This window comes from Mycobacterium sp. DL592 (genome assembly GCF_011694515.1).
In the GTDB taxonomy this organism is placed as follows: domain Bacteria; phylum Actinomycetota; class Actinomycetes; order Mycobacteriales; family Mycobacteriaceae; genus Mycobacterium.
On record NZ_CP050192.1, the window covers coordinates 3,022,759 to 3,042,523 of the forward strand.

The window sequence follows — 19,765 nt, forward strand, 5'->3', positions numbered from 1 at the left end:
CTGCCTCGGTCGCAATCACGATTACTGATAAGCCTCCTTATCAGCGTTAGGGATTGCCACCTCCATTGATCCACTGGAGTCTTTCCCACATGCGCCGCTGCCTGCGGCTGACTGCGAAGGAGGAGAACCCATGGCCCACACCACCCGCGTCCACCTCGGCGCCGACAACGCCGCGATCGTCATCGAGAACCTGACCATCCGTGACAAAGACGCAGCCCGCGAAGCACAGCGCTGGACCACCGGCGAACGCGGCAACATCGTCGACGACGCAGAGATCCTCGAGGGCGCCGACTTCTCCGAGTTCGTCACCGAGGCGGTCAAGATCGGCGCGCACGCGTTGTCGGCGACTGGCCAGTCGATGGATGCGCGGGCGCTGGAACGCATGCTCAAGGAAGTCGGCGAGAAGGCGGCGGATTCCACCGCGAAAGCCGCTGAGGTCACCGAGCGCACGGTGAAGGACGCGACGGCCACGGTGGCGAAGGCGGCGGCCGACGCCAAGAAGGCGATCGTCGAGGCCGACGAGGTCAACCGCAAGGAGTTCACCAAGTCGGTGGCCGCCGCCAAGACCGAGCTGAACACCGAGGTACGCAAGATCTTCGGCGGCGAGAGCCCCGAACTCCTTGAGCGCCTGCAGCCCCTGCTGGACAAGTTCAGCGCCGACCTCGACGCCAAGAGCACCGCCAGCATCGGCGAGGTGCTCACCAAGGCCGCGAAGCAGTTTGACCCGAGCGATCCGACCTCACCGATGGCCAAACACACGGCAGGCCTAGAGGCCCGCCAGGTTCAGCTGACCGAGTTGATCGGGAGGAACCACGAGACCATCGCCCAGAAAGTCGATGAAATCGGCGTGGCGCTCAAGATCCAAGCGGCACACGACAACGTCAGCAAGGTAACGCCGATCAAGGGCGATACCTACGAGAACCAGGTCAACGTCGTGTTGTCCGAGGTGGCCGCCGGGCTTGGCGACGAATACGCGGACACCCGCACCGTCGTCGGGCACCTGCCCCGCTCCAAGAAGGGCGACGGCTTGCTCACCATCGACGGCGGCCTCGCACGCGTGGTGATGGAAATGACGGACTCGGCTCGTGCGGGGTGGACCGAGTACCTGGACGAGGCCGAGCGCAACCGCCAGGCAGCGTCATCGCTCGGCCTCGTCCGAACCCCCGAGCAGAACGGCGGTCACGCAATTCGCGTACTCGGATCGAGGCGGATTGTGCTCGCATTCGATCCGACGTCCGACGATCCCGACCTCGTACGCACCGTGGTGTTGTTGTTGCGCGCCGCGGCGCTGGCGGCCTCCACCCGTCGCGGGGCGGAGCAACTGTCTACTGCTGAGGAGAAAATCACCGCGGCCGCGGCCCAGCTCGACCGTATCGACGACATCAAGAAGGCCGCCAGTTCCATCCACAAGAACGCCGACAAGATCGAGACCGGCTGCACTGCAGTCACTTCCGGCATCCAACGGCTTCTCACCGAGGCTCTCGCGGCACTTGCCGACGTGCAATCCGCGTCGGAGATCACCGACAGGACCGACGACGCCGTCGCCTGAACCCTGTTGGCCGTCAACCACCACGACAAGGATCATTATGAATCGCATCGCTCTGAACGCTGTCGTCATCACCCCGGTTCTCATCGCGGTTGCAACCGGATGCGTGGCCCCCGAAAAGGCGAGGTCCGGAACCAGCCCGGCTAGCGGTTGGTCTCAGCTAACCACGCCGACCACCACTGCCGCCGAGCCGCCAACCCCTGCCGACTTCGTCGTCGGGGTGATCATCACCGAACAGAAGTGCTTCGGATCGGCCGGCTGCAACTACCGGTACGCCATCAATCCGCAATACATCAGCGCGAAGCCGTTGCCGGCCAAGACAACCGTCATCTTCACTGTTACCGGAGGGGACCAAGACCAGGTCGGCAATTTCACCATCGACGCCGACGGGACGGCGACGTTCGACCGCGAGACATCGATCTCGGGTCAGGAGGACGCCAGCCTGAAGGCCACCGTCACGCAAGTCATATCGGGCAGGTGAGACACCATGTCACACAACACCTCAGCGCCAGCGGTCCTATGCCCCACGCCCTACAAGGTCGACTTCCCAAAGGAGCGGCATGCTCGAGCTGCTGTGCGTGCGATGCGTAGGCGCGGAAGGCGCGGGCGGGGCAAATACATCCCGCAGCAGCCTTACTTGTGCCCGTGCGGGATGTTCCACCTGACACACGCCCGCCGCCGTGCTCGCCGGCCTTGAGAACGCAGTGGCAATTGTCGAAATCCGCTTACGGCCTACACCGCCGCGCCGTCGGGCCGAGGCCGGTTGATCGTCAGCGGCCGAACCCGGCATTGCGCAGTGCGTCGGCCATCGACCCTCTTGCGGGGGTTGCCTGGCGACGCTCAGAGACGTTGCCCCGTTTCGGGTTCGACGGCTTTTCCGGGGCCGGCTTGGCGCCACCGCGATGCTCAGGGCGCTTTCCTTGCCCGCGTTGCGCCTCATCCTTGAGACGCAGCGTCAGGGCGATACGTTGCCGATCCACGTCGACATCGAGAACCTTGACCTTAACCACCTGCCCGGACTTCACGACTTCGTGCGGATCGGAAACGAATCGATCCGACATCGCCGACACATGTACCAGGCCGTCCTGGTGCACACCGACGTCAACGAAAGCTCCGAACGCCGCCACGTTGGTGACGACACCCTCCAGCACCATGCCTGGCTTGAGGTCGCCGACTTTCTCCACGCCGGCGGCGAATGTGGCCGTCGTGAATGCCGGCCGCGGATCGCGACCCGGCTTCTCCAACTCAGCGAGGATGTCGGTGACGGTCGGAATACCGAACCGGTCGTCGGCAAACTCGGCCGGTTTCAAGGTTCGCAGTGACCGCTCGTTGCCGATCAACTCAGCCAACGTCAAGCCCGATCGATCGAGGATGCGCCGGACCACCGGATAGGCCTCAGGGTGCACACCCGAAGCATCGAGCGGGTCGTCGCCACCACGGATTCGCAGGAATCCGGCACATTGCTCAAAAGCCTTAGGGCCCAAGCGCGGAACTCTCAACAACGCCTTGCGATTCGGGAACGGTCCAGTCTCGTCACGGTGGGCGACGATCGCCTCTGCCAACGACTCCGAGACACCCGAGACGCGGGCCAGCAGCGGCACCGACGCCGTGTTCAGATCGACGCCCACGGCGTTCACCGCATCCTCGACAACCGCGTCCAGGCTGCGCGCCAACGTCCCTGGCGTGACGTCATGCTGGTATTGCCCGACTCCGATCGACTTCGGTTCGATCTTCACCAGCTCGGCCAGCGGATCCTGCAGCCGCCGGGCGATGGATACCGCCCCGCGCAATGTCACATCGAGCTCTGGCAGCTCGTGCGCGGCATAGGCTGATGCGGAGTACACCGAAGCGCCCGCCTCGCTCACCACCGCCTTGGCCGGCGCCGCGCCGCCGGCACTGCGAATCTCGGCGATGAGTTCGGTTGCCAAAGCATCTGTTTCGCGTGACGCAGTGCCATTGCCGATCGCGATCAACTGCACACCGTGCCGAGCCACCAGCGCGGCGAGCGTCGCCTTGGCCTGATCCCACTGCCGCTGCGGCTGGTGCGGGAAGATGGCACAGGTGTCGACGACCTTTCCGGTACCGTCCACCACCGCCACCTTGACCCCGGTCCGGAAGCCAGGGTCCAGACCCAGCGTGGTGCGGTCACCCGCGGGAGCCGCCAACAGCAAATCCTTGAGGTTGCGGGCGAACACCGTCACCGCATCGGCCTCGGCACGTTGCCGTAGCCGCATCCGGGCGTCGATCGAGGCCGACACGATCAGCCGGGTCCGCCACGCCCATTCGACAGCGCCCTTCAACCACGGCGTCGCAGGCGCGTTCGCGGCCATGTCGATCCCGAGGGCCTGGGCGATCATCGCCTGGTAAGGCTCATCATCGCCGCCATCGAGAGTCAGGGAAAGAATTTGTTCCTTCTCGCCTCTCATCACCGCAAGCACCCGATGCGACGGCATGGTTTCCAGCGATTCGGAGAAGTCGAAATAGTCGCGAAACTTCTGCCCCGCTGGAGTTTTCGCCGTTTCCTCGGACCACGGTTTGGTACGTACGGAGCCATCTTCCCAGAACTTCTCGCGAGTCGCGCCCACCAGTTCGGCATTCTCGGCTGCGCGCTCGATCACGATATTTCTGGCGCCCTCGAGCGCTGCGGCGGCATCAGCGACGTCGTCGTTGAGGAACTCGGCGGCGATAGTCTCCGGCCGCAGTGACGGATCAGCCAGCAGGCGATCCGCCAATGGTTCCAGACCAGCCTCACGCGCAATCTGGGCTTTGGTCCGCCGCTTTGGCTTATAGGGCAGGTAGATGTCTTCCACCCGCGCCTTGGTCTCAGCCGCGGACAGTGCGGCACGCAGTTCGTCGGTGAGCTTGCCCTGCTCCTTGATCGAGGCCAGCACCGCCGTGCGGCGCTGGTCAAGCTCACGCAGGTACGCCAGACGCTCCTCGAGGGTGCGGAGCTGACCGTCATCGAGGCTGCCGGTGACTTCCTTGCGGTAGCGGGCGATGAACGGAACCGTCGAGCCCTCGTCGAGAAGGCGCACCGCAGCCGCCACCCGGGCTTCCTCGACCTCCAATTCGGCAGCGAGGCGGGAGTTCACGGACTTCACGACGAGACTTTCTGACACGCGGTGAACCCTATCGAATGGTGCTGACAAGAGGTCGCGGACATTGGGTATGGATTGGGCCGTCCAGATGGACAGGCATCTCCCGGCGACCAGCATGGATCGCCTCCGAGGAAGCCGGAGCCGCTCCGAGCCAACCGGCTCGCGACCTACACGACCGCGCGCAGCGGGGCGGCCAGCTCACCACGCTCACCCACGTTCACCGCGCCGAGTCCCAGCCAGCCGGCCATCGCCTGCAGCTCGGCACCCAGCGCAGGTGCCACCCGCGACGCGTCGGCCCCGGGTTCGGCGAACGCCCCGATCACGTTGAGCACACCCGCATTCCGGTCGGCCTTGAGATCCACCCGGCCCACCAGATGGCCGTCGAGCAGGAACGGCCACACGTAATACCCGAACTTGCGTTTGGGCGCCGGGGTGTAGATCTCGATGCGGTACTCGAAGCCGAAGAGCCGCTCGACGCGCGGCCGGAAGAAGATCAGCGGGTCGAACGGGCACAGCAGTGCGGTCCCGCGCTCGGTGCGTGGCACGGACGCACCGTCGACCAGGTATGCCGGCGCCGACCAGTCGGCGACTTCGACCTGCTCGAGAAGGCCCTCGGCCACCAAAGCAGCGACCGCGGGCTTGCTCTGCTTCGGGTTTAGCCGGAAGTAGTCCCGCAGATCGGTTTCGGTGGCCACGCCGAGTGCGCCCGCGGCCCGCAGCACCAACTCCCGCACCGCTTCGTCATCGTCGATCTCGCGGGAAAGTACGTGCGCCGGTAACACCCGCTCGGCGAGGTCGTAGTGGCGGGCGAACCCGACCCGGGTGCCCGTGGTCAGCGCCCCCGAGGCGAACAGCGCCTCGGCGACCCACTTGGTGTCGCTGCGGTCCCACCACGGGCCCTTGCGGCCCCGCTGCTCACTGTTGAGATGCGCCTCGATCTGCCCGGCGGTGCTGGGTCCGAGTTCGGCGACGGCGGCGATGATGTCGTCGGCCAGCCGCGGGTTCTTCTTGACGATCTCGACACCCCACCGGCCGTGGGTGTACTCGCGCATCCGCCACCGCATGAGCGGCCAGTCCTCGACGGCCATCAGCGCGGCCTCGTGCGCCCAGTACTCGACCAGCAACCGCGGCGAGCGTGCGCTGTGACTCCAGGCGGCCTTGTCAAGCACATCGCGGTCATAGGGGCCGAGCCGGCTGAACACCGGCGCGTAATGGGCCCGGACCGCCACCGACACCGAGTCGAGTTGCAGCACCTGGATACGCGAGATCAGCCGGCGCAGATGGGCGCGGGTGACGGGCCCTTTGGGCTTCGGTTCGGCCAACCCCTGGGCGGCGACGGCTATCCGGCGGGCCTGGTCGGCAGTGAGGCGGGTCATGCCCGCAGGAAGTGATGGAACCGGTAGCGCAGCCCCGAACTGCTGTCCTGCCAGTCCCCCGCCGTGCCGACCCACGATTCGTCGAGCATCGGGGCCAAGGCATCGTCGTCTTCCAGCCGCAGGTCGATCTCGACCTCGGTGACCTCGCAGCGGGTCGCCAGCGGCAGCGCCAGGTGATAGATCTCCGAGCCGCCGATCACCCAGGTGTCCTCATCGATCAGGGCATCCTCGAGGTCGCCGACCACGGTCGCTCCGTGCGCCATGTAGTCAGTTTGCCGGGTGAGTACGACATTTCTGCGTCCCGGCAGCGGGCGAACCTTGGCCGGCAGCGATTCCCAGGTGCGACGGCCCATCACCACGGTGTGGCCCATAGTGACGTCCTTGAACCGGGCCAGGTCCTCGGGCAGGTGCCACGGGATGCCGCCGTCGCGGCCGATCACCCCGGAGGTCGACTGTGCCCAGATCAGTCCAAGTCCACTCAGGCTCATGATTCGGCCCTGCAAGCAGGCCTCATACCGCGACCGGCGCCTTGATCGCCGGGTGCGGATCGTAGTTGCGGATCTCGACGTCATCGTAGGTGTAGTCGAAGATCGAATCACGCTGGGCCAGAACGAGTTCCGGATACGGGCGCGGATCGCGGCTGAGTTGTTCGGTGACCTGCTCGACGTGGTTGTCGTAGATGTGGCAGTCCCCGCCGGTCCAGATGAACTCCCCGACCGCCAGGCCCGCCTGGGCGGCCATCATGTGGGTGAGCAGCGCGTAGCTGGCGATGTTGAACGGCACACCGAGGAACAGGTCGGCGCTGCGCTGGTAGAGCTGGCAGCTCAGCTTGCCGTCGGCGACGTAGAACTGGAACAGCGCGTGACACGGCGCCAGCGCCATCTGCGGGATCTCGCCGACGTTCCACGCCGAGACGATGTTGCGCCGGGAGTCCGGATCGGTGCGCAGCAGGTCCAGCGCGTTGCTGATCTGGTCGACGTGCTCACCGGACGGAGTCGGCCACGACCGCCACTGCACACCGTAGACGGGTCCGAGATCGCCTGTCTCAGAAGCCCATTCGTCCCAGATGGTCACACCGTGCTGGTGGAGCCACGCGACGTTGGAGTCGCCGCGCAAGAACCACAGCAGCTCGTAAACCACCGACTTCAGGTGCACCTTCTTGGTGGTGATCAGCGGGAAGCCGGCCGATAGGTCATAGCGCAGCTGGTGGCCGAACAGGCTGCGGGTGCCGGTGCCGGTGCGGTCGGCTTTGGGTGTCCCCTGCTCGAGAACGAGTCGAAGCAGGTCCTCGTACGGCGTGGCGATCGGCACGCCGATCAGCTTACGTCCGCGGCGCAGGAGTAGAAACGATGCCATGCCGACCATCTCTGACACCGTCACCACCGCCGACGGCACCTGCCCCGTCACCGTGGCCATCCCCGAGGGAACGGGCCCGTGGCCCGCAGTGATCATGTACCCCGACGCCGGCGGTGTCCGGTCAGCCTTTCGCGACATGGCGGCCCGGCTGGCCGGCCTGGGCTATGTGGTGCTGCTGCCCGACGTGTACTACCGCCACGGCCAGTGGGCTCCGTTCGACATGAAGGACGTCTTCAACGACAAAGCCGAACGGCAGCGGCTGTTCACGATGCTGGGCAGCGTCACCCCGGCCGCGATGGAGTCCGACGCCCGCGCCTTCTTCAACTACCTGGCCGCACGTCCCGAAGTCAGCGGCGAGACCTTCGGCACGACCGGCTATTGCATGGGCGGGCGGACGTCGCTGATCGTGGCCGGCCGGGTCCCCGAGCGCGTGGCGGCAGCGATGTCGTTCCACGGCGGCGGACTGGCGTCCGACGACGACGGCAGCCCGCACCTGCTGGCTGACAAGATCCGCGCCGCGGTGTATGTGGGCGGGGCGGCCGACGACGCGTCGTTCACCGAAGCCAACGCCGAGACCCTCGACAAGGCACTGACCGAGGCCGGCGTCGAGCACACCATCGTGTGGTACCCGGCGCTACATGGATTCGCGGTGACCGACAACGCGCCCTACGACGAGGCGTCCGCCGAGAAGCACTGGGCTGCTATGGCGGACTTCTTCGGGGCGCACCTAGCTCGGTGAGCTCTTCTTACGCAGGCTGCGCAATGCGCCGAGCAGACCGCGGGTGGCGTAGAAGAAGACCAGCACCGACAGCAGGATCAGAAAGACGAACGTCGGCAGCCAGTTGGTCCGGCTGTGCGGGACGTTCCACCACACGATGGTGAACAGCACAGCGCAGACGAACACCACGATGTCGCGCCAGTTGCCCTTGTAGCTGGCGGCGACATCCAGTAGCTCGCGGCTCTTCTCGGTGCTGACGATGACGTCCTGGATACGACGGTCGATGCTGGCCTTGAGCGCGGCCCGCAGTTCGACGTCCTCGGGGGGCAGCTTGTCCAGCAGGTCCATATCGGCCTTGATCATGCCGCGGACGTCCGGGCCCTTCATGGTGCCCGCGGCGATTCCCAGTAGTGCGCCGCCGGCGATCGGGGCAGCCCCCAGTGCGAGGTCAGCGATTCCCATGTTGGCCCTTCCGCCCGTTCGTTCCCCCAGAGGGTAGTGCGCGGGTGTCCTTCGCCTCGCCGTATCAGGAAGCGGCCACCTATCAGCTAATCCAAGGAGTGGCACGATGTGCACCGTTCGGATGACATACCGATACGTTGTTCGTACTATTTTCGCAGCTAGATGTAGAATTTGCGTGCTTGCGATGGAAACCTCCGATGCGACAGCGAGCACTAGGAGGAATTCATGGCAAATATCCGGAATGGTCTGCGGGTCCGTACGATCGTCGCGGGCATGATCGGCGGCGCGGCGGTTGCCGCGGCGATACTCGGAGCCGGGTCGGCACATGCCGACGGGTTGACCACCGACGCGGGGGCGGTGGACATCGACGGCACCCAAGGCTCGTGGGTACCTGCCGTCACCGGGTGGCAACGCCCGACCCAAAGCATCCAGTTCGTGAGTCGCACGTTCGAGAACGGCGGCTGCGAGATCGAGCTCGGCCGTCAGCACTGCCATACCTCGGCGTTGTGGTCAAACGCCAGCAACGACCCTGACAGCGCCCTCGGTGCAGGCGGTATGCAAGCTGCGGCCGTGCGCGGACCTCAATTGGCGGCGACGCCTGGTTCGAAGGCGTCGGTGCCGCGCGGCTACTGACGCGCTCCCGTATGAACGCCCCGGGGGGCTGTCGGGGGTTTCCGGGTCACCACGACCGGAAACCCCCGACACCATTTCGCCGACAGCACGAGTGGACCTGAGTCACAAGTCGTCGACGACGATGATCCCGTCCTGTATGGCTCGGGCCACCAACGCCGACTTGGTCGACGCCGGCCTGCCGACAGCGGCATACTTGGCCCGAATTCTTTGCAGATGCGTCCGAACCGTCGTGGGTGCGATGTGCAGCTTCTCAGCCACTATCTCTTTACTCTCGGTCTGAAACCAGGCGACGAGAACTTCCCGTTCTCGCGCCGCCAGTTTCGGCCGTCCCACGTTGACGTCATTGACCATCGCACCGGCCATCTGGGGACCGACGTAGGGCTCGTCCGTCCACGCCGCCCGCAGCGCGTCGATGAGATGACGCTTACCTTCGGATTTGACGAGATAGGTCACTGCACCAAGCTCGAGGCAACGCAGGATGATCTCGTCGGCCAGCAGATGGGAATACACGACGACGCGGTAGCCGGCGTCGACTGTGCGTTGCAAGCCTTCGAAATCTGCTCGCCTGCTGTGCAATTCAAGGTCGTAAACCACGACGGTATGGTCTGTGCCAGCAGGATGCCCGGTCAGGAACGCATCTGCGGAGAAAAAGCTCCCGACGAAATTGATCGGTGGATCGGCTTGCGCGCACCACACTTTGACGGCCTCGTGGATCGCCTCGTGATCGTCGATCACGGCCACAGACACCGTCGATGCGTCATCGACAGCGCTCATGATCGCGGCGTGGTGATCGGAACGCGGCAGGTGACCCATCGACTCCCTGACGAGTCCAACACCTCGACGTCGTCGCGGAAGCGCTGCCGGTCGCGGTCTGGGCATGTCCCGTCGGCGACGACGCTGCCGGTCAGGGTTGCACCGGCTGCCGTGACGACGACGCGGGCGTAGCTTCGGGCGTCGGCAAGCGCGGCGCCGATTGCGTCGACAAGCCGTCCGGCATCTGCCTCGCTGAGGTCGCCTGCTCTCGGGTCGATGCGGGTAGTCACATCCACCCCGCGTTCAGCTGCAGCGTTGATCACCGCGCGCAGCGGCTCGAGCCGCGACTGGGTCCCTCCGCGTGCCTCGTCGAACATCTGACGCAACCGCAGATTCTCCATCCCAGCTCGCCTCCTCAGCTCGTCGGTGATCGGCCCTTCCCGGGCCAACTCCTCGAGAACCGGCAGCAGTCTCTGGGTCGTGGCTGCGTAGCGCGCCTCGTAATCGACACGCAAGGCTTCGGCCACTGCGTGTTCGACCACAAGGCGGTCGCGAGAGACGTTCTCTCCGTGAGCTTTTCGGGCAACTCTTTGGGCCACCGCGTTAAACACCGCCAGCCCGATCTGGGGGACCAGGAAGCTTGCCGCGCCCGTCACGATCGCGGCGAGCAGCAGGGTTGACGGAACGCGGATGAAATCCACCGCAGCGGGCACCAACCACCACAGCAGTACGACGCTGACGGAACGCGGCAACGGCACATTGATCAGCAGGGGAACCATCGCGAATCCGACAGCGGCGACGGTCCACTGGGCTTCGGTGCGAAGCATGGCGTCGGACAGCAAGAGCGGCTGGCACAGTGCGACGAGCGCCAGGATCACAACGGCGCCTCGTGCGGGACCCCAGTGCCCCGCGATCAGCCCCGGCAGTGCCGCCGCCGCACACACCGCGGTGACCACCGCCAAGACCGCCTGGGTCGCGGGATGCACGCCGGACGCGATCCCCCAGGGAGCCATGGTCAAGACACTCGACAGCCCATAGGCGGTCAGGATGAGTCCGCAGATGACGCGGATGCGCCTGATGAGCCGCTCGGACTCGTCGATCGTCTCGCCGAAGAGAGCCGCCTGGGTTTCGGGGTGCCAACTGAGTTGTACTGTTGTACCGCGCCCCGGTACCGAGTCGATCGAGCCCAGTCCACCCGCACGGTTCATGCGGCCGACAATCGATTCTGCGACACCATAACCCGGCGTCCATTTAGCAGGATCGGCGCCTGCGCCGTCGTCGCGCACCGTAACAGCCGTGCTCGTCACTTCGATGACTGCCTGACGTGCCCGGGCATGCCGGTCGACGTTGTTCAGGGCTTCTCGTACTGCTGCCTCCACCGCACACGCGAGGCGTCCATCGAGCCACAATTCGGGCAATCCGACGAGCAGGGTCGGCGTCGCCGCGTGTCGTACCGCGTCGCGCAGCATGTCGACGATCTCGACCCGTGGCACTGCCCGATCGAGCGGGCGCTGCAGTATCTCTAGATCACGCGCGGCCTGCGCCGCGAGCTTGTCCCTCGGCGGACTGTCTACCTCGCTGGCCAGAAGCAACGTGGCCGCCGCCGTATCGTGGAGAACAGCGAGCTGCTCGCGCTCGAAGGCGAGACGCCATGTCGCGACGCTACTGGCAATCTCGGCGTCCACCCGATCTTGGTGTGCCGCGTCGATCGCAGCCGCCATCCGTCCGATTGCCCACCGGATCAGCAGTGCCAGAGCGACACTGGCTATCAAGTCATAGATCTCAGGGCAGCTGAGCAGTCGCCTCCAGTCGCCGGGATCGGCGCCCCGACAGGTGTAGAGACCGATGAGGGCGACAGAGAGCGGGATCGACAGCCGCGCCGGCATCTCAATCGCGACCGTAGCGACCACGATGGTGACGACCGCAAAAGTCGGGCTGGTCGATGCACCGATGCTGGCTGCGTTTGCTACAACTGGACTCACGTGTGCAACTAGGGCGGCCCACGTGTAGTCGGCAATCAAGTAGACGCCGCGAGGAGACCGGGTCGCCAGCCGCACGAGGGCCCAGCACCCCAGTCCGATCATCACGTAACGGTCAGCGCCCGAATCCACGGGGGATGCCATCTGTGATGCCACCGCAGCCAGGGCGTAGACCAAGTTTCTGGCTGCAAGACACAGGCTTGACGTCTGCAGCAGAAGGCGGCGATGCGGTGAGACGACTCGTTCAGCTGAGCTCATGTCCTGAATCGGCAGGCAGCTCTGCGCCGTGCCACTCCCCTCCCCTTAACCGAACTAATTAGACCATATGTCGGTATTGCTGGGAATATAGACCGATTCCGAATTGTCGACAACGTATGTTTGCCAGAATTGGACCTTTGTCATCCGTTCGGAGGACAGGGCGAGCTGCAGAATGCGCGTCAATCCAGCCGGGCTCCACAGTGCGGAGTTACATCACGCCGCGCGAAAGCCGGGTGGCAACGGACTCAGCGTCGGCTTGACGGCCGGGATGGCCGCAACGGGACCGGGCCGGGGCATCCGGAGGAGGCTCGGCGGCCGGGCCGGAACGATCGCCCGGCGTACGCACCCGCGCAGCAGAGTCGCTGTGGCATCCCACACGGTAATCGCGATGGCCCCTCGCGCCAACTGGCGACGAACGAGAATTTGCTGCCGTTAACCATGGCCTCGTCTCGCCGGGAAACCGGTTAACGCCTCACAGCTCGTCGATGCTGATGATGCCGTCCTGGACGGCACGGGCGACCAGAGCCGCCTTGGTGGGCGCGGGCCGCCCAACGGCGGCGTACTTCGCACGCACCCGCTGCAGGTAAGTCTTCACCGAGCCTGGCGAGATGAACAGTTGTTGTCCCACAAGGTCTTTACTCTCCGTGCGAAACCAGGCCAAGAGCACCTGCTGTTCTCGATCGGTCAATGCCGGCCTGCCGACACGGCGATCGTTGCTGATGGCACTGGCCATCCTCGGGCCGACGTACGGGGTGTCCGACGCGGCAGCCCGGATCGCCTCCACTAGATGGTGTTTGCCCTCTGGCTTTGCGATATAGGTGCTGGCGCCCAGCTCAAGGGTTCGCAGTATCGCCTCGTCGTGCTCGATGTGGGAGAAGACGATCACACGGTGACCGGCGGTCGCGATCTCTTCCACAGCCGCGAAGTCAGGCCGACGGCTCTTCAGCTCGAGATCCAACAAGACGACATCGGGGTTCACCGAGCGACCTTGCTGGGCGGCAGTGAAGTCCTTCGTCGTGGTGTAGGCGGCCACCAGGTGAAGCGGCGGCGTTGCTTCGTTGCACCAGGTGCGTATCCCGGCATGGATCGCGTCATGATCGTCGATCACCACAACGTGAATCGGGTCAACCGGCGAGGACATGGCGTGTGGCCCCTTCTGATGTAACAACGTGGCGCGCCAGCACCCACACCGAATCGTCACCTTCGACGACCTCGAGGGTGACCGCAGGATGATCGCTGAGTTCGGGCACTGAGGTTAAGCCGTGACAGACGACGCTGACCGACACATCCTGCGGCGAGCAGGTCACGACGATCCGCACCGAGTCGTTCGTATCGGCCATGACATCGGCAACCGGCCGCAGCACCGCGTCGACGTTGACGGGCGCGAGATCGGGCAGTTCGCCCGCCAGGTCGACGGTGACTGCGACATGTCGGCTTTCGGCGGCGTCGACAAGTGGGCGCATCGCCTGCATGAACGGGTGCTCGAATGTGGCGGCCTGGTCGAAGAGGGTACGCATCCGGCGAGACTGTGCGCGGGCACGGGCCTGGAGCTGATCATCCACCGGCGCACCATCGCTGAGGGCTTGTAACAACGGAACCACGTTGTCAACAAGCTGGGCGTAGCGGCGTTGATATTCGGCCCGTAGCGCACGTTCGACGAGTTCCCGCAACGCTATTCGCTTGTGTGTATGTGTCTCTTCCTGCGCACCTACCGCGGCTGCACGCATCAGACCATTGAAAATCAAGGCGAACATCTGCACTCCCAGAACGCTGGCGGTACCCAGCCCGATGTTGACAAGGGTCTCGGAGGTGGGTTGGCAAAAGAACTCGACGACAGCTCCCACGATCCAGAAGATGATTAGAACCGCTGCACCGCTGAGAGTTCGCAACCCGAGCAATAGCGGGAGAAGACACCACCCGATCGCATTCTGAGTCCAGTGTGCGTATCCGCCGACCATCCTTGGATCGAGCAACAGCGGCTCCACCACCGCCACGGCAAGCAATGCCGCCGCGGCCAACCACACCGGTTGCATCCGGCCGCGCCTGATTGCCGGGATGGCCGTCAGCGTGCTCGCCGCCGCCACCACGACCAGCACAGTGTTGACAGCTTGATGAGGCCCGCTCACGACTGCGTGGGGCGTCGAGACCGCAAGGTTGGCCAACGCATAGGCGGTCAACGCCAACCCGTAGCGCCCACGAAGCCGCTCGATGAATCCGTCCGGATCAGCAGGCAGGCTGGTCGGAGTTGCCGGTTCTGCTGTGCGCCAGCTCAGTTGGACGGACGTTCCGGCTCCTGGGGCGGAGGTTACCGCCGCGGCCCCTCCGACGCGCCGCATACGACCCAAGATGGAGTCGTTCACACCGTGTCCCAGGCGCGGCAACTCCGGATCGAACCCGATGCCGTCGTCCGACAACGTAACAGCGACATCGGTGACCGTAACAACCAATTCGTTTGCCTGAGAGTGACGATCGACATTGTTCATGGTCTCGCGGGCCGCGGAGACAAGGGCTTTGGCGGTTTCGCCGTCGACCCAGAGGCGTTCTCGCCCCTCGAAGCGAGTGGGTGTATTGATGTGTTCGGCGCAGTCCCGCAGAGCAGCCACCAACTCGGTGCGCGTGGGAGGAGGTTCCCACGGGCTCTCTTCCAAGAGATGAAGATCACGCCGAGCCTGCGCGGCGAGTCGCTGGGGCGGCAGGTTGCCGCCTTGTCCCACAATAAGCAGCGTCGACGCCGCGGTGTCGTGCAGCAGTGCCAGCTGTTCACGCTCGTACTCGCGGACGGCCTCGATCACATGCTGACTGGCCTCAGCGTCTGCACGTGCCGCCCTGGTGCTGTCGATGGCTGCTGCCACACGCAGCAGCATGAATCGCAGCAATGCCGCCGTTATCCATTGCAGGGCAAAGTAGTAGATCGCCGCCACCGGCAGGAGATGCCCCCACCCGAGAATCGCCGCACTGCCGGAGGCGTAGGCGGCGGCTATTCCGGCGGTCATCGCCAAACTCAGGGTCATCGGCATCGACACCGCCAGGCTGACCACGGCGGTCCCTGCGATCGCCTGTGGCGCGGTATTGGACTCGTAGAAGTCCGGATCGGTGACCAGGGCGGGCAACCCCAAGCACACCGCCACGACGAAGACGTAGTCGACGGCGAGGAACTCCCAGCGCCGAGATCGAGTGGCGATGCGATAGAAGGACCAGAGCGCCAAGCCTGCCAGCAACACCTTGCCGCGGTCCTGCGCCTGCGATGCAGGGTCTGCCAAAGACACCACTGCGACCACAAGGCTCACGGTGTTTCGCATCAGAAGCCCGACGGTTTCGGCGGGCCGCAACATATGACGACGTGACGCATCAAGATCTTGAGCGGGGGACGCCATCGCATCACTGCCCCCGGTCGCGGCGCGGCTATCTCGTGACAATGCATTGCCGGCCGTGGCCCACAGGTCTATGGCCACTTCGCTCATTAACTCCACTCGTAGGTGTCCTCAGCGGGACGATTTTCACGGGCGCGCTGCCATTTAATTGTGGCGGATATATCTCACCGCGCGCGCCAACTTGTCGCACAATTCTGCACCTACTGCGCAGTCTTGGCGAATGCTTGAGCCTACCAACGGCTCTCAGGACTTAATCCCTTGCTTCTACGTCAATCGAACCCTTGCTACTTCGCTAGTTGTGTGAGAAAGAGAATGGGCGCCAAGGGGCTCGCACGCCAAATTCGCGAGCGTTTGTCATACGTTCGGACGACACAATTTCCGAAGTCATGACAATCAGATATCGGCACAGGTCGCACCGCCGAGTAAGAATGCGCTTAAATGCAAGCTAAAGCAGCACCCCACGCAAGTCGTTCCGTCCATCGTCGAAGGGGGAAGGCAACGCCATGGCGTCACCCGAGGGGCACGCGGATCCTGTTTTGGTTGCCGTAATCGACGATCACGACGTGGTGCATGCGGGCGTCGAGGCATGGTGCAGCCAGGCCGATCCCCCTATCCGCGTTGCGGGCAAATTCTCCAGCCCCGCGGAGTTCCTCGCTGCGTTCGACGACGCAGGCACCGGGGTTGACGTGGTTTTGCTGGACCTACAGATCGATGGTCATCGTCCCGACTTCGAAGTTCTTAGGCGACTATGCGAGTCGGGCCAGCGGGTGATCGTGTATTCCCACCTTGCCGCCGACGAGGTGATTTTGACATGCCTCGAGCTGGGTGCGATTACCTATTTGACGAAGTCCGAGGGTCAGCGGCATCTGATCGAGGCGATTCACTCCGCGCACACCGGTACGCCATATGTGGGGCCCCGGATGGGCAAGGCCCTGGTCAATGACACGACGCTGGGGCGGTTGAAACTGTCTGAGCGGGAGAAAGAAGTTCTCATCGCGTGGTTCCAGACTGAAAGCAAGGATCTCGTAGGCAAGCGGCTCTATATCGCACCTACGACGGTGCGCACACATCTGCAGCGCGCCCGCGCGAAATACGCAAGCGTGGGACGGCCGGCCCCCACAAAGTCGGCATTGCTGGCTCGCGCGATTGAGGATGGCATCCTCAGCCTCAACGATCTCTACTGACTCCTACGGAGTCGGCACAACGCTCGTCGACGGTGTCGCCGAACTCCCGCCGCTTCCCAAGGAGGGCAGATCGAGCTTCGGAAGCTCGATCTTGGGCAGTTCGATCTTGGGAAGCTGAGGCGCCGGAGGTGCGGCTGGCGCCTCGGGAACGGGCGTAGGGGCCGGTGCGGGAGCCGGAGCAGGCGCCGGTGCAGGCGCTGGTGCGGGAGCAGGCGCTGGTGCGGGAGCCGGAGCCGGCGCTGGTGCGGGAGTAGGAGCCAGTTTGGGAGTCGGAGCGGGCGCAGGAGCCGGTGTCGATGCCGGTGCTGGAGCCGGCGTTGTGGTGGGCGCAGGGGCTGGAGACTCCGACGGTGCGGACTTGGGTGCAGGTGCGACAGTGGGCTGCGCGGATGTCGATGACGGTGTATCAGGTTGGGGGTCTGCCCCTCTCGGCTTGGGACCCCCTGTAGCGCCGCCACCATTCGGCGGCGATTTCTCCACCGGTGCTGTCGCAGTGCCGGACTTCGTATCGGTACCCGGCGCTGTCGCCGTGCCGGACTTCGTATCAGTACTGGGCACCGCCTCAGTTCCCGACTTCGTATCAGTACTGGGCACCGCCTCAGTTCCCGACTTCGTATCAGTACCCGGCACCGCCTCAGTTCCCGACTTCGTATCAGTACCCGGCACCGCCTCAGTTCCCGACTTCGTATCAGTACCCGGCACGGTCGCCGTTCCCGACTTCGTATCAGTACCCGGCACGGTCGCCGTTCCCGACTTCGTATCCGTACCCGGCGCTGTCGCAGTACCCGACTTCGTATCCGTACCGGACTTGGTACCGGTACCTTGCGGCACTTCGGCGGTCTTGCCCGCCGTCGATCCCGGAACGGGCACGTTGAAGACAAAGGTGGGCTGGATGTTCGGCAGCTGGATACCCGGTATCTGGAAGATCGACTGATCGGGTGCTGGAGCCGGTTGGTCACCGATTGGCGGTGCAGGATCAATCGCGGCTGGTGCGGGCGCAGGGGCGTTGCCACCGTTGCCATTGGAAGCGTAACCCCCGCTTGAAGTTTGGGGGCCGGGCGTACCTGTCACCGCCACCTCGCTGATCGGCGGCACGGTGTCGGTCTGCGCGGTCTTCGGTTGCCAGCCCCCGGTGTCGTCTGTAGGAACCGGAAAGTACTTGTTCTCCACCGGCGTGGGAGGCGCAGGCAGGGGCGCCTCCGCCGCCGTCGGCCGGATCGCGATGGCGACCGTCACGGCCAACGCCGAGAAGCCGACGACGACGATCGACGCAATGGCGCCACCCAGCAGTACAAGCCGGGGCCGACTGCTCGCGTCATCGTCTTCTTCGGCGTCGTATTGCCCCAGCCGGCTCAGCGGGGACAGCTTGCTCTGCAGCGGTAGCGGATCCTCGGTGTAGTCGGCACCGGGCGGCAGTGGAATCGAAGCGGAACTGTCATCAGCAAGCGAGTACGCCAACTGAGGGCCCAATTGTGCGCTCAGTGCCGTCGGCGCCAGCGGCCCCGTCGAGGCAGCCATCTCCGGGCCGAAATCTGTCGAGACAAAACTCGGCGCCGAGTGTGCAACACGTTGCGCCCGTTGCACGCTCGCGATGGCGGCTCCCTCGGCGATGGCGTAGCCCGGATCGGCCGGTGTGTGCACCGTTACCGGCGCGGTGGCATAGATCTGGTCGGTGTGAAGAGTGACGCCGGGCTCCGCGGTGACCAGGAAGAGCTGTCGGACGCCCATCAGCTCCCGGCTCAGCCGACTCATCAGGGTCCGGCAGGCGGCGGTGGCGCCAGCCTCGGTGAGCGGCTCGGCGGAGATGACAGCGGTCGAGGCCGGATCAGCGCCCACAACGGATAGCGCGGCGGTGTCAGCTTCGACCAGCAGGAGCGCCGTGCCGGCGTCGCCCACCGAAACGACACGCTCACGCACCAAAGCGCTGGCTGCCTCCGACGGCCCCATCACCGTGACGTCCTGAAGTCCCGCTTCCTTCAGTGCGCCGCCCAACGCACCGGCATCCTGCCCACTCCAGCACACACCGGTGCCCAGCAGATGGTGGCCTTCTGCGGCCAGCGCCTCGCCAGTACCGATCACGGTGGTGGCGATGTCCCCGATGGGATCTGGGGAGAGGTCCAGCGCGAACCGATCGAGCACCGCACCGGAGCTCGATGCCTCCAGAAGTGCCATGCGCGCCTGGGCGCCCGTGACCGACACCCCCAGGACCAGATCCATCGCGTAACCCCTCGGCTAGCTCACCGCGTGCACAGCGCAGCCCACAACGCCCGTCATCATGACACCGAGGCAAGTTGACAGGTATCAGTCGTTCGGATGACGCAGACCAGGTTTGAGCACTTCCAGCGGCCACCGCGATGGAGCTTCACGACAGGTAAACGGCAAGGGTGACCACGACAATCACCAACGCGATATAGATGCAGCTGATCACCAGAGCTGCACGCGCCAGGCCGGCTCCGCCCTGCTGAGATCGCCGTATCCGGGAACCAGCCAGGACCGCCATGGGAATCGTCAGCCAGAACAGCACGCAACCAAAGACGACCGACACCGCAAATGTGACCATTGCAAGTCGGTTCACCACCGGGGGCGCGGGTGCCGGCATAGCCGGAAATGGCGCTGTGGGACCTGCCCGGTGAGGTGCGCCGCGGGGCGGCGTTGATGGCGAGACTGCTTGGCTTGCAGGCGGCGTACCTGAGGTGTAGCCGGCGCCGAATCGGCTCGGCGGCAGGGCACGGTTAGCCACCAAGCGGCCACTGCGAGTTCGGATGGCCAACACTCCGTGATGTAGCCACAGACCCTCCTCAGCCATCCCGGCCAGCTCCCCGCGCGGGTCAATCGTCGCGACCGATCCGAGACCGCGGCAATCGTACGTTTGACCGACAACGAATCGGCGCACCTGCTGATGGCCGGCGTTACAGTGTGCGCGGCACGATGAATCTCGCGGCAGAATGCCACGGGTCGCCGATGATCACATCGAGAGGAACGCGGCCGACAGCAACCGAATCGGCGCTCGGGGTATCGGCCCGGCAGCCAA

At 65.0% G+C, this 19,765-nt stretch carries 16 protein-coding genes; 5 read left to right on the forward strand and 11 right to left on the reverse strand.

What is annotated here, in order from left to right:
- The first annotated feature begins 130 nt into the window (after window positions 1-130).
- Both HBE64_RS14555 and HBE64_RS14560 read left to right on the forward strand, forming a co-directional pair.
- Window positions 131-1,549: a Fis family transcriptional regulator gene (locus tag HBE64_RS14555; RefSeq protein ID WP_167103384.1), complete on the forward strand. Its 1,419-nt coding sequence runs from the start codon at window positions 131-133 to the stop codon at window positions 1,547-1,549.
- Between the two features lie 37 nt (window positions 1,550-1,586).
- The gene (locus tag HBE64_RS14560; protein WP_167103386.1) at window positions 1,587-2,027 is read left to right on the forward strand and encodes a hypothetical protein; all 441 of its coding nucleotides are present in this window, start codon (window positions 1,587-1,589) and stop codon (window positions 2,025-2,027) included.
- Between the two features lie 289 nt (window positions 2,028-2,316).
- On the opposite strand, the gene HBE64_RS14565 is transcribed toward HBE64_RS14560, so the two are convergent.
- From HBE64_RS14565 to HBE64_RS14580, 4 genes are all read right to left on the reverse strand, one after another.
- Window positions 2,317-4,665 (reverse strand): Tex family protein, encoded by a 2,349-nt coding sequence (locus tag HBE64_RS14565; RefSeq protein ID WP_167109209.1) that lies wholly within the window; start codon window positions 4,663-4,665, stop codon window positions 2,317-2,319.
- Between the two features lie 146 nt (window positions 4,666-4,811).
- Window positions 4,812-6,020 carry a winged helix-turn-helix domain-containing protein gene (locus HBE64_RS14570; protein ID WP_167103388.1) on the reverse strand — a complete coding sequence of 403 codons (1,209 nt, stop codon included), beginning with the start codon at window positions 6,018-6,020 and terminating at the stop codon, window positions 4,812-4,814.
- Window positions 6,017-6,502 (reverse strand): dihydrofolate reductase, encoded by a 486-nt coding sequence (locus HBE64_RS14575; protein WP_167109211.1) that lies wholly within the window; start codon window positions 6,500-6,502, stop codon window positions 6,017-6,019. Before HBE64_RS14575 ends, HBE64_RS14570 begins: the two co-directional genes overlap by 4 nt.
- A gap of 28 nt (window positions 6,503-6,530) precedes the next feature.
- Window positions 6,531-7,331: a thymidylate synthase gene (locus HBE64_RS14580; RefSeq protein WP_167109213.1), complete on the reverse strand. Its 801-nt coding sequence runs from the start codon at window positions 7,329-7,331 to the stop codon at window positions 6,531-6,533.
- Between the two features lie 43 nt (window positions 7,332-7,374).
- Here HBE64_RS14580 and HBE64_RS14585 point away from each other — a divergent pair, with 43 nt between their 5' ends.
- On the forward strand, window positions 7,375-8,115 hold the full coding sequence (locus HBE64_RS14585; RefSeq protein WP_167103390.1) for a dienelactone hydrolase family protein: 741 nt from the start codon (window positions 7,375-7,377) through the stop codon (window positions 8,113-8,115).
- Here the strand turns inward: HBE64_RS14585 and HBE64_RS14590 are convergent.
- Window positions 8,104-8,556 (reverse strand): hypothetical protein, encoded by a 453-nt coding sequence (locus HBE64_RS14590; protein WP_167103392.1) that lies wholly within the window; start codon window positions 8,554-8,556, stop codon window positions 8,104-8,106. The two genes, HBE64_RS14585 and HBE64_RS14590, sit on opposite strands and share 12 nt — an antisense overlap.
- Before the next feature lie 225 nt (window positions 8,557-8,781).
- Here HBE64_RS14590 and HBE64_RS14595 point away from each other — a divergent pair, with 225 nt between their 5' ends.
- Window positions 8,782-9,189, forward strand: coding sequence for a hypothetical protein (locus HBE64_RS14595; RefSeq protein WP_167103394.1), 408 nt, complete (start codon window positions 8,782-8,784; stop codon window positions 9,187-9,189).
- A 102-nt stretch (window positions 9,190-9,291) separates the two neighbouring features.
- Here HBE64_RS14595 and HBE64_RS14600 read toward each other — a convergent pair whose 3' ends face one another.
- The 4 genes from HBE64_RS14600 to HBE64_RS14615 form a co-directional block, all read right to left on the reverse strand.
- The gene (locus tag HBE64_RS14600; protein WP_167103396.1) at window positions 9,292-9,963 is read right to left on the reverse strand and encodes a response regulator transcription factor; all 672 of its coding nucleotides are present in this window, start codon (window positions 9,961-9,963) and stop codon (window positions 9,292-9,294) included.
- Window positions 9,960-12,026: a hypothetical protein gene (locus HBE64_RS14605; RefSeq protein WP_208300478.1), complete on the reverse strand. Its 2,067-nt coding sequence runs from the start codon at window positions 12,024-12,026 to the stop codon at window positions 9,960-9,962. The genes HBE64_RS14600 and HBE64_RS14605 overlap by 4 nt, the downstream gene beginning before the upstream one ends.
- A gap of 625 nt (window positions 12,027-12,651) precedes the next feature.
- Window positions 12,652-13,320, reverse strand: a complete 669-nt coding sequence (locus HBE64_RS14610) for a response regulator (RefSeq protein ID WP_167103401.1) — start codon at window positions 13,318-13,320, stop codon at window positions 12,652-12,654.
- Window positions 13,304-15,640 (reverse strand): sensor histidine kinase, encoded by a 2,337-nt coding sequence (locus HBE64_RS14615; protein ID WP_167103403.1) that lies wholly within the window; start codon window positions 15,638-15,640, stop codon window positions 13,304-13,306. Before HBE64_RS14615 ends, HBE64_RS14610 begins: the two co-directional genes overlap by 17 nt.
- 413 nt (window positions 15,641-16,053) lie before the next feature.
- Between HBE64_RS14615 and HBE64_RS14620 the strand changes: the two genes are divergently transcribed.
- Window positions 16,054-16,734 carry a response regulator transcription factor gene (locus tag HBE64_RS14620; RefSeq protein WP_167103406.1) on the forward strand — a complete coding sequence of 227 codons (681 nt, stop codon included), beginning with the start codon at window positions 16,054-16,056 and terminating at the stop codon, window positions 16,732-16,734.
- Window positions 16,735-16,737: 3 nt separating this feature from the next.
- On the opposite strand, the gene HBE64_RS24485 is transcribed toward HBE64_RS14620, so the two are convergent.
- On the reverse strand, window positions 16,738-18,951 hold the full coding sequence (locus HBE64_RS24485; RefSeq protein ID WP_208300479.1) for a hypothetical protein: 2,214 nt from the start codon (window positions 18,949-18,951) through the stop codon (window positions 16,738-16,740).
- Between the two features lie 145 nt (window positions 18,952-19,096).
- A complete protein-coding gene (locus tag HBE64_RS14630) occupies window positions 19,097-19,294 on the reverse strand; it encodes a hypothetical protein (RefSeq protein WP_167103409.1) in 198 nt (65 codons plus the stop codon).
- Window positions 19,295-19,765 lie beyond the last annotated feature (471 nt).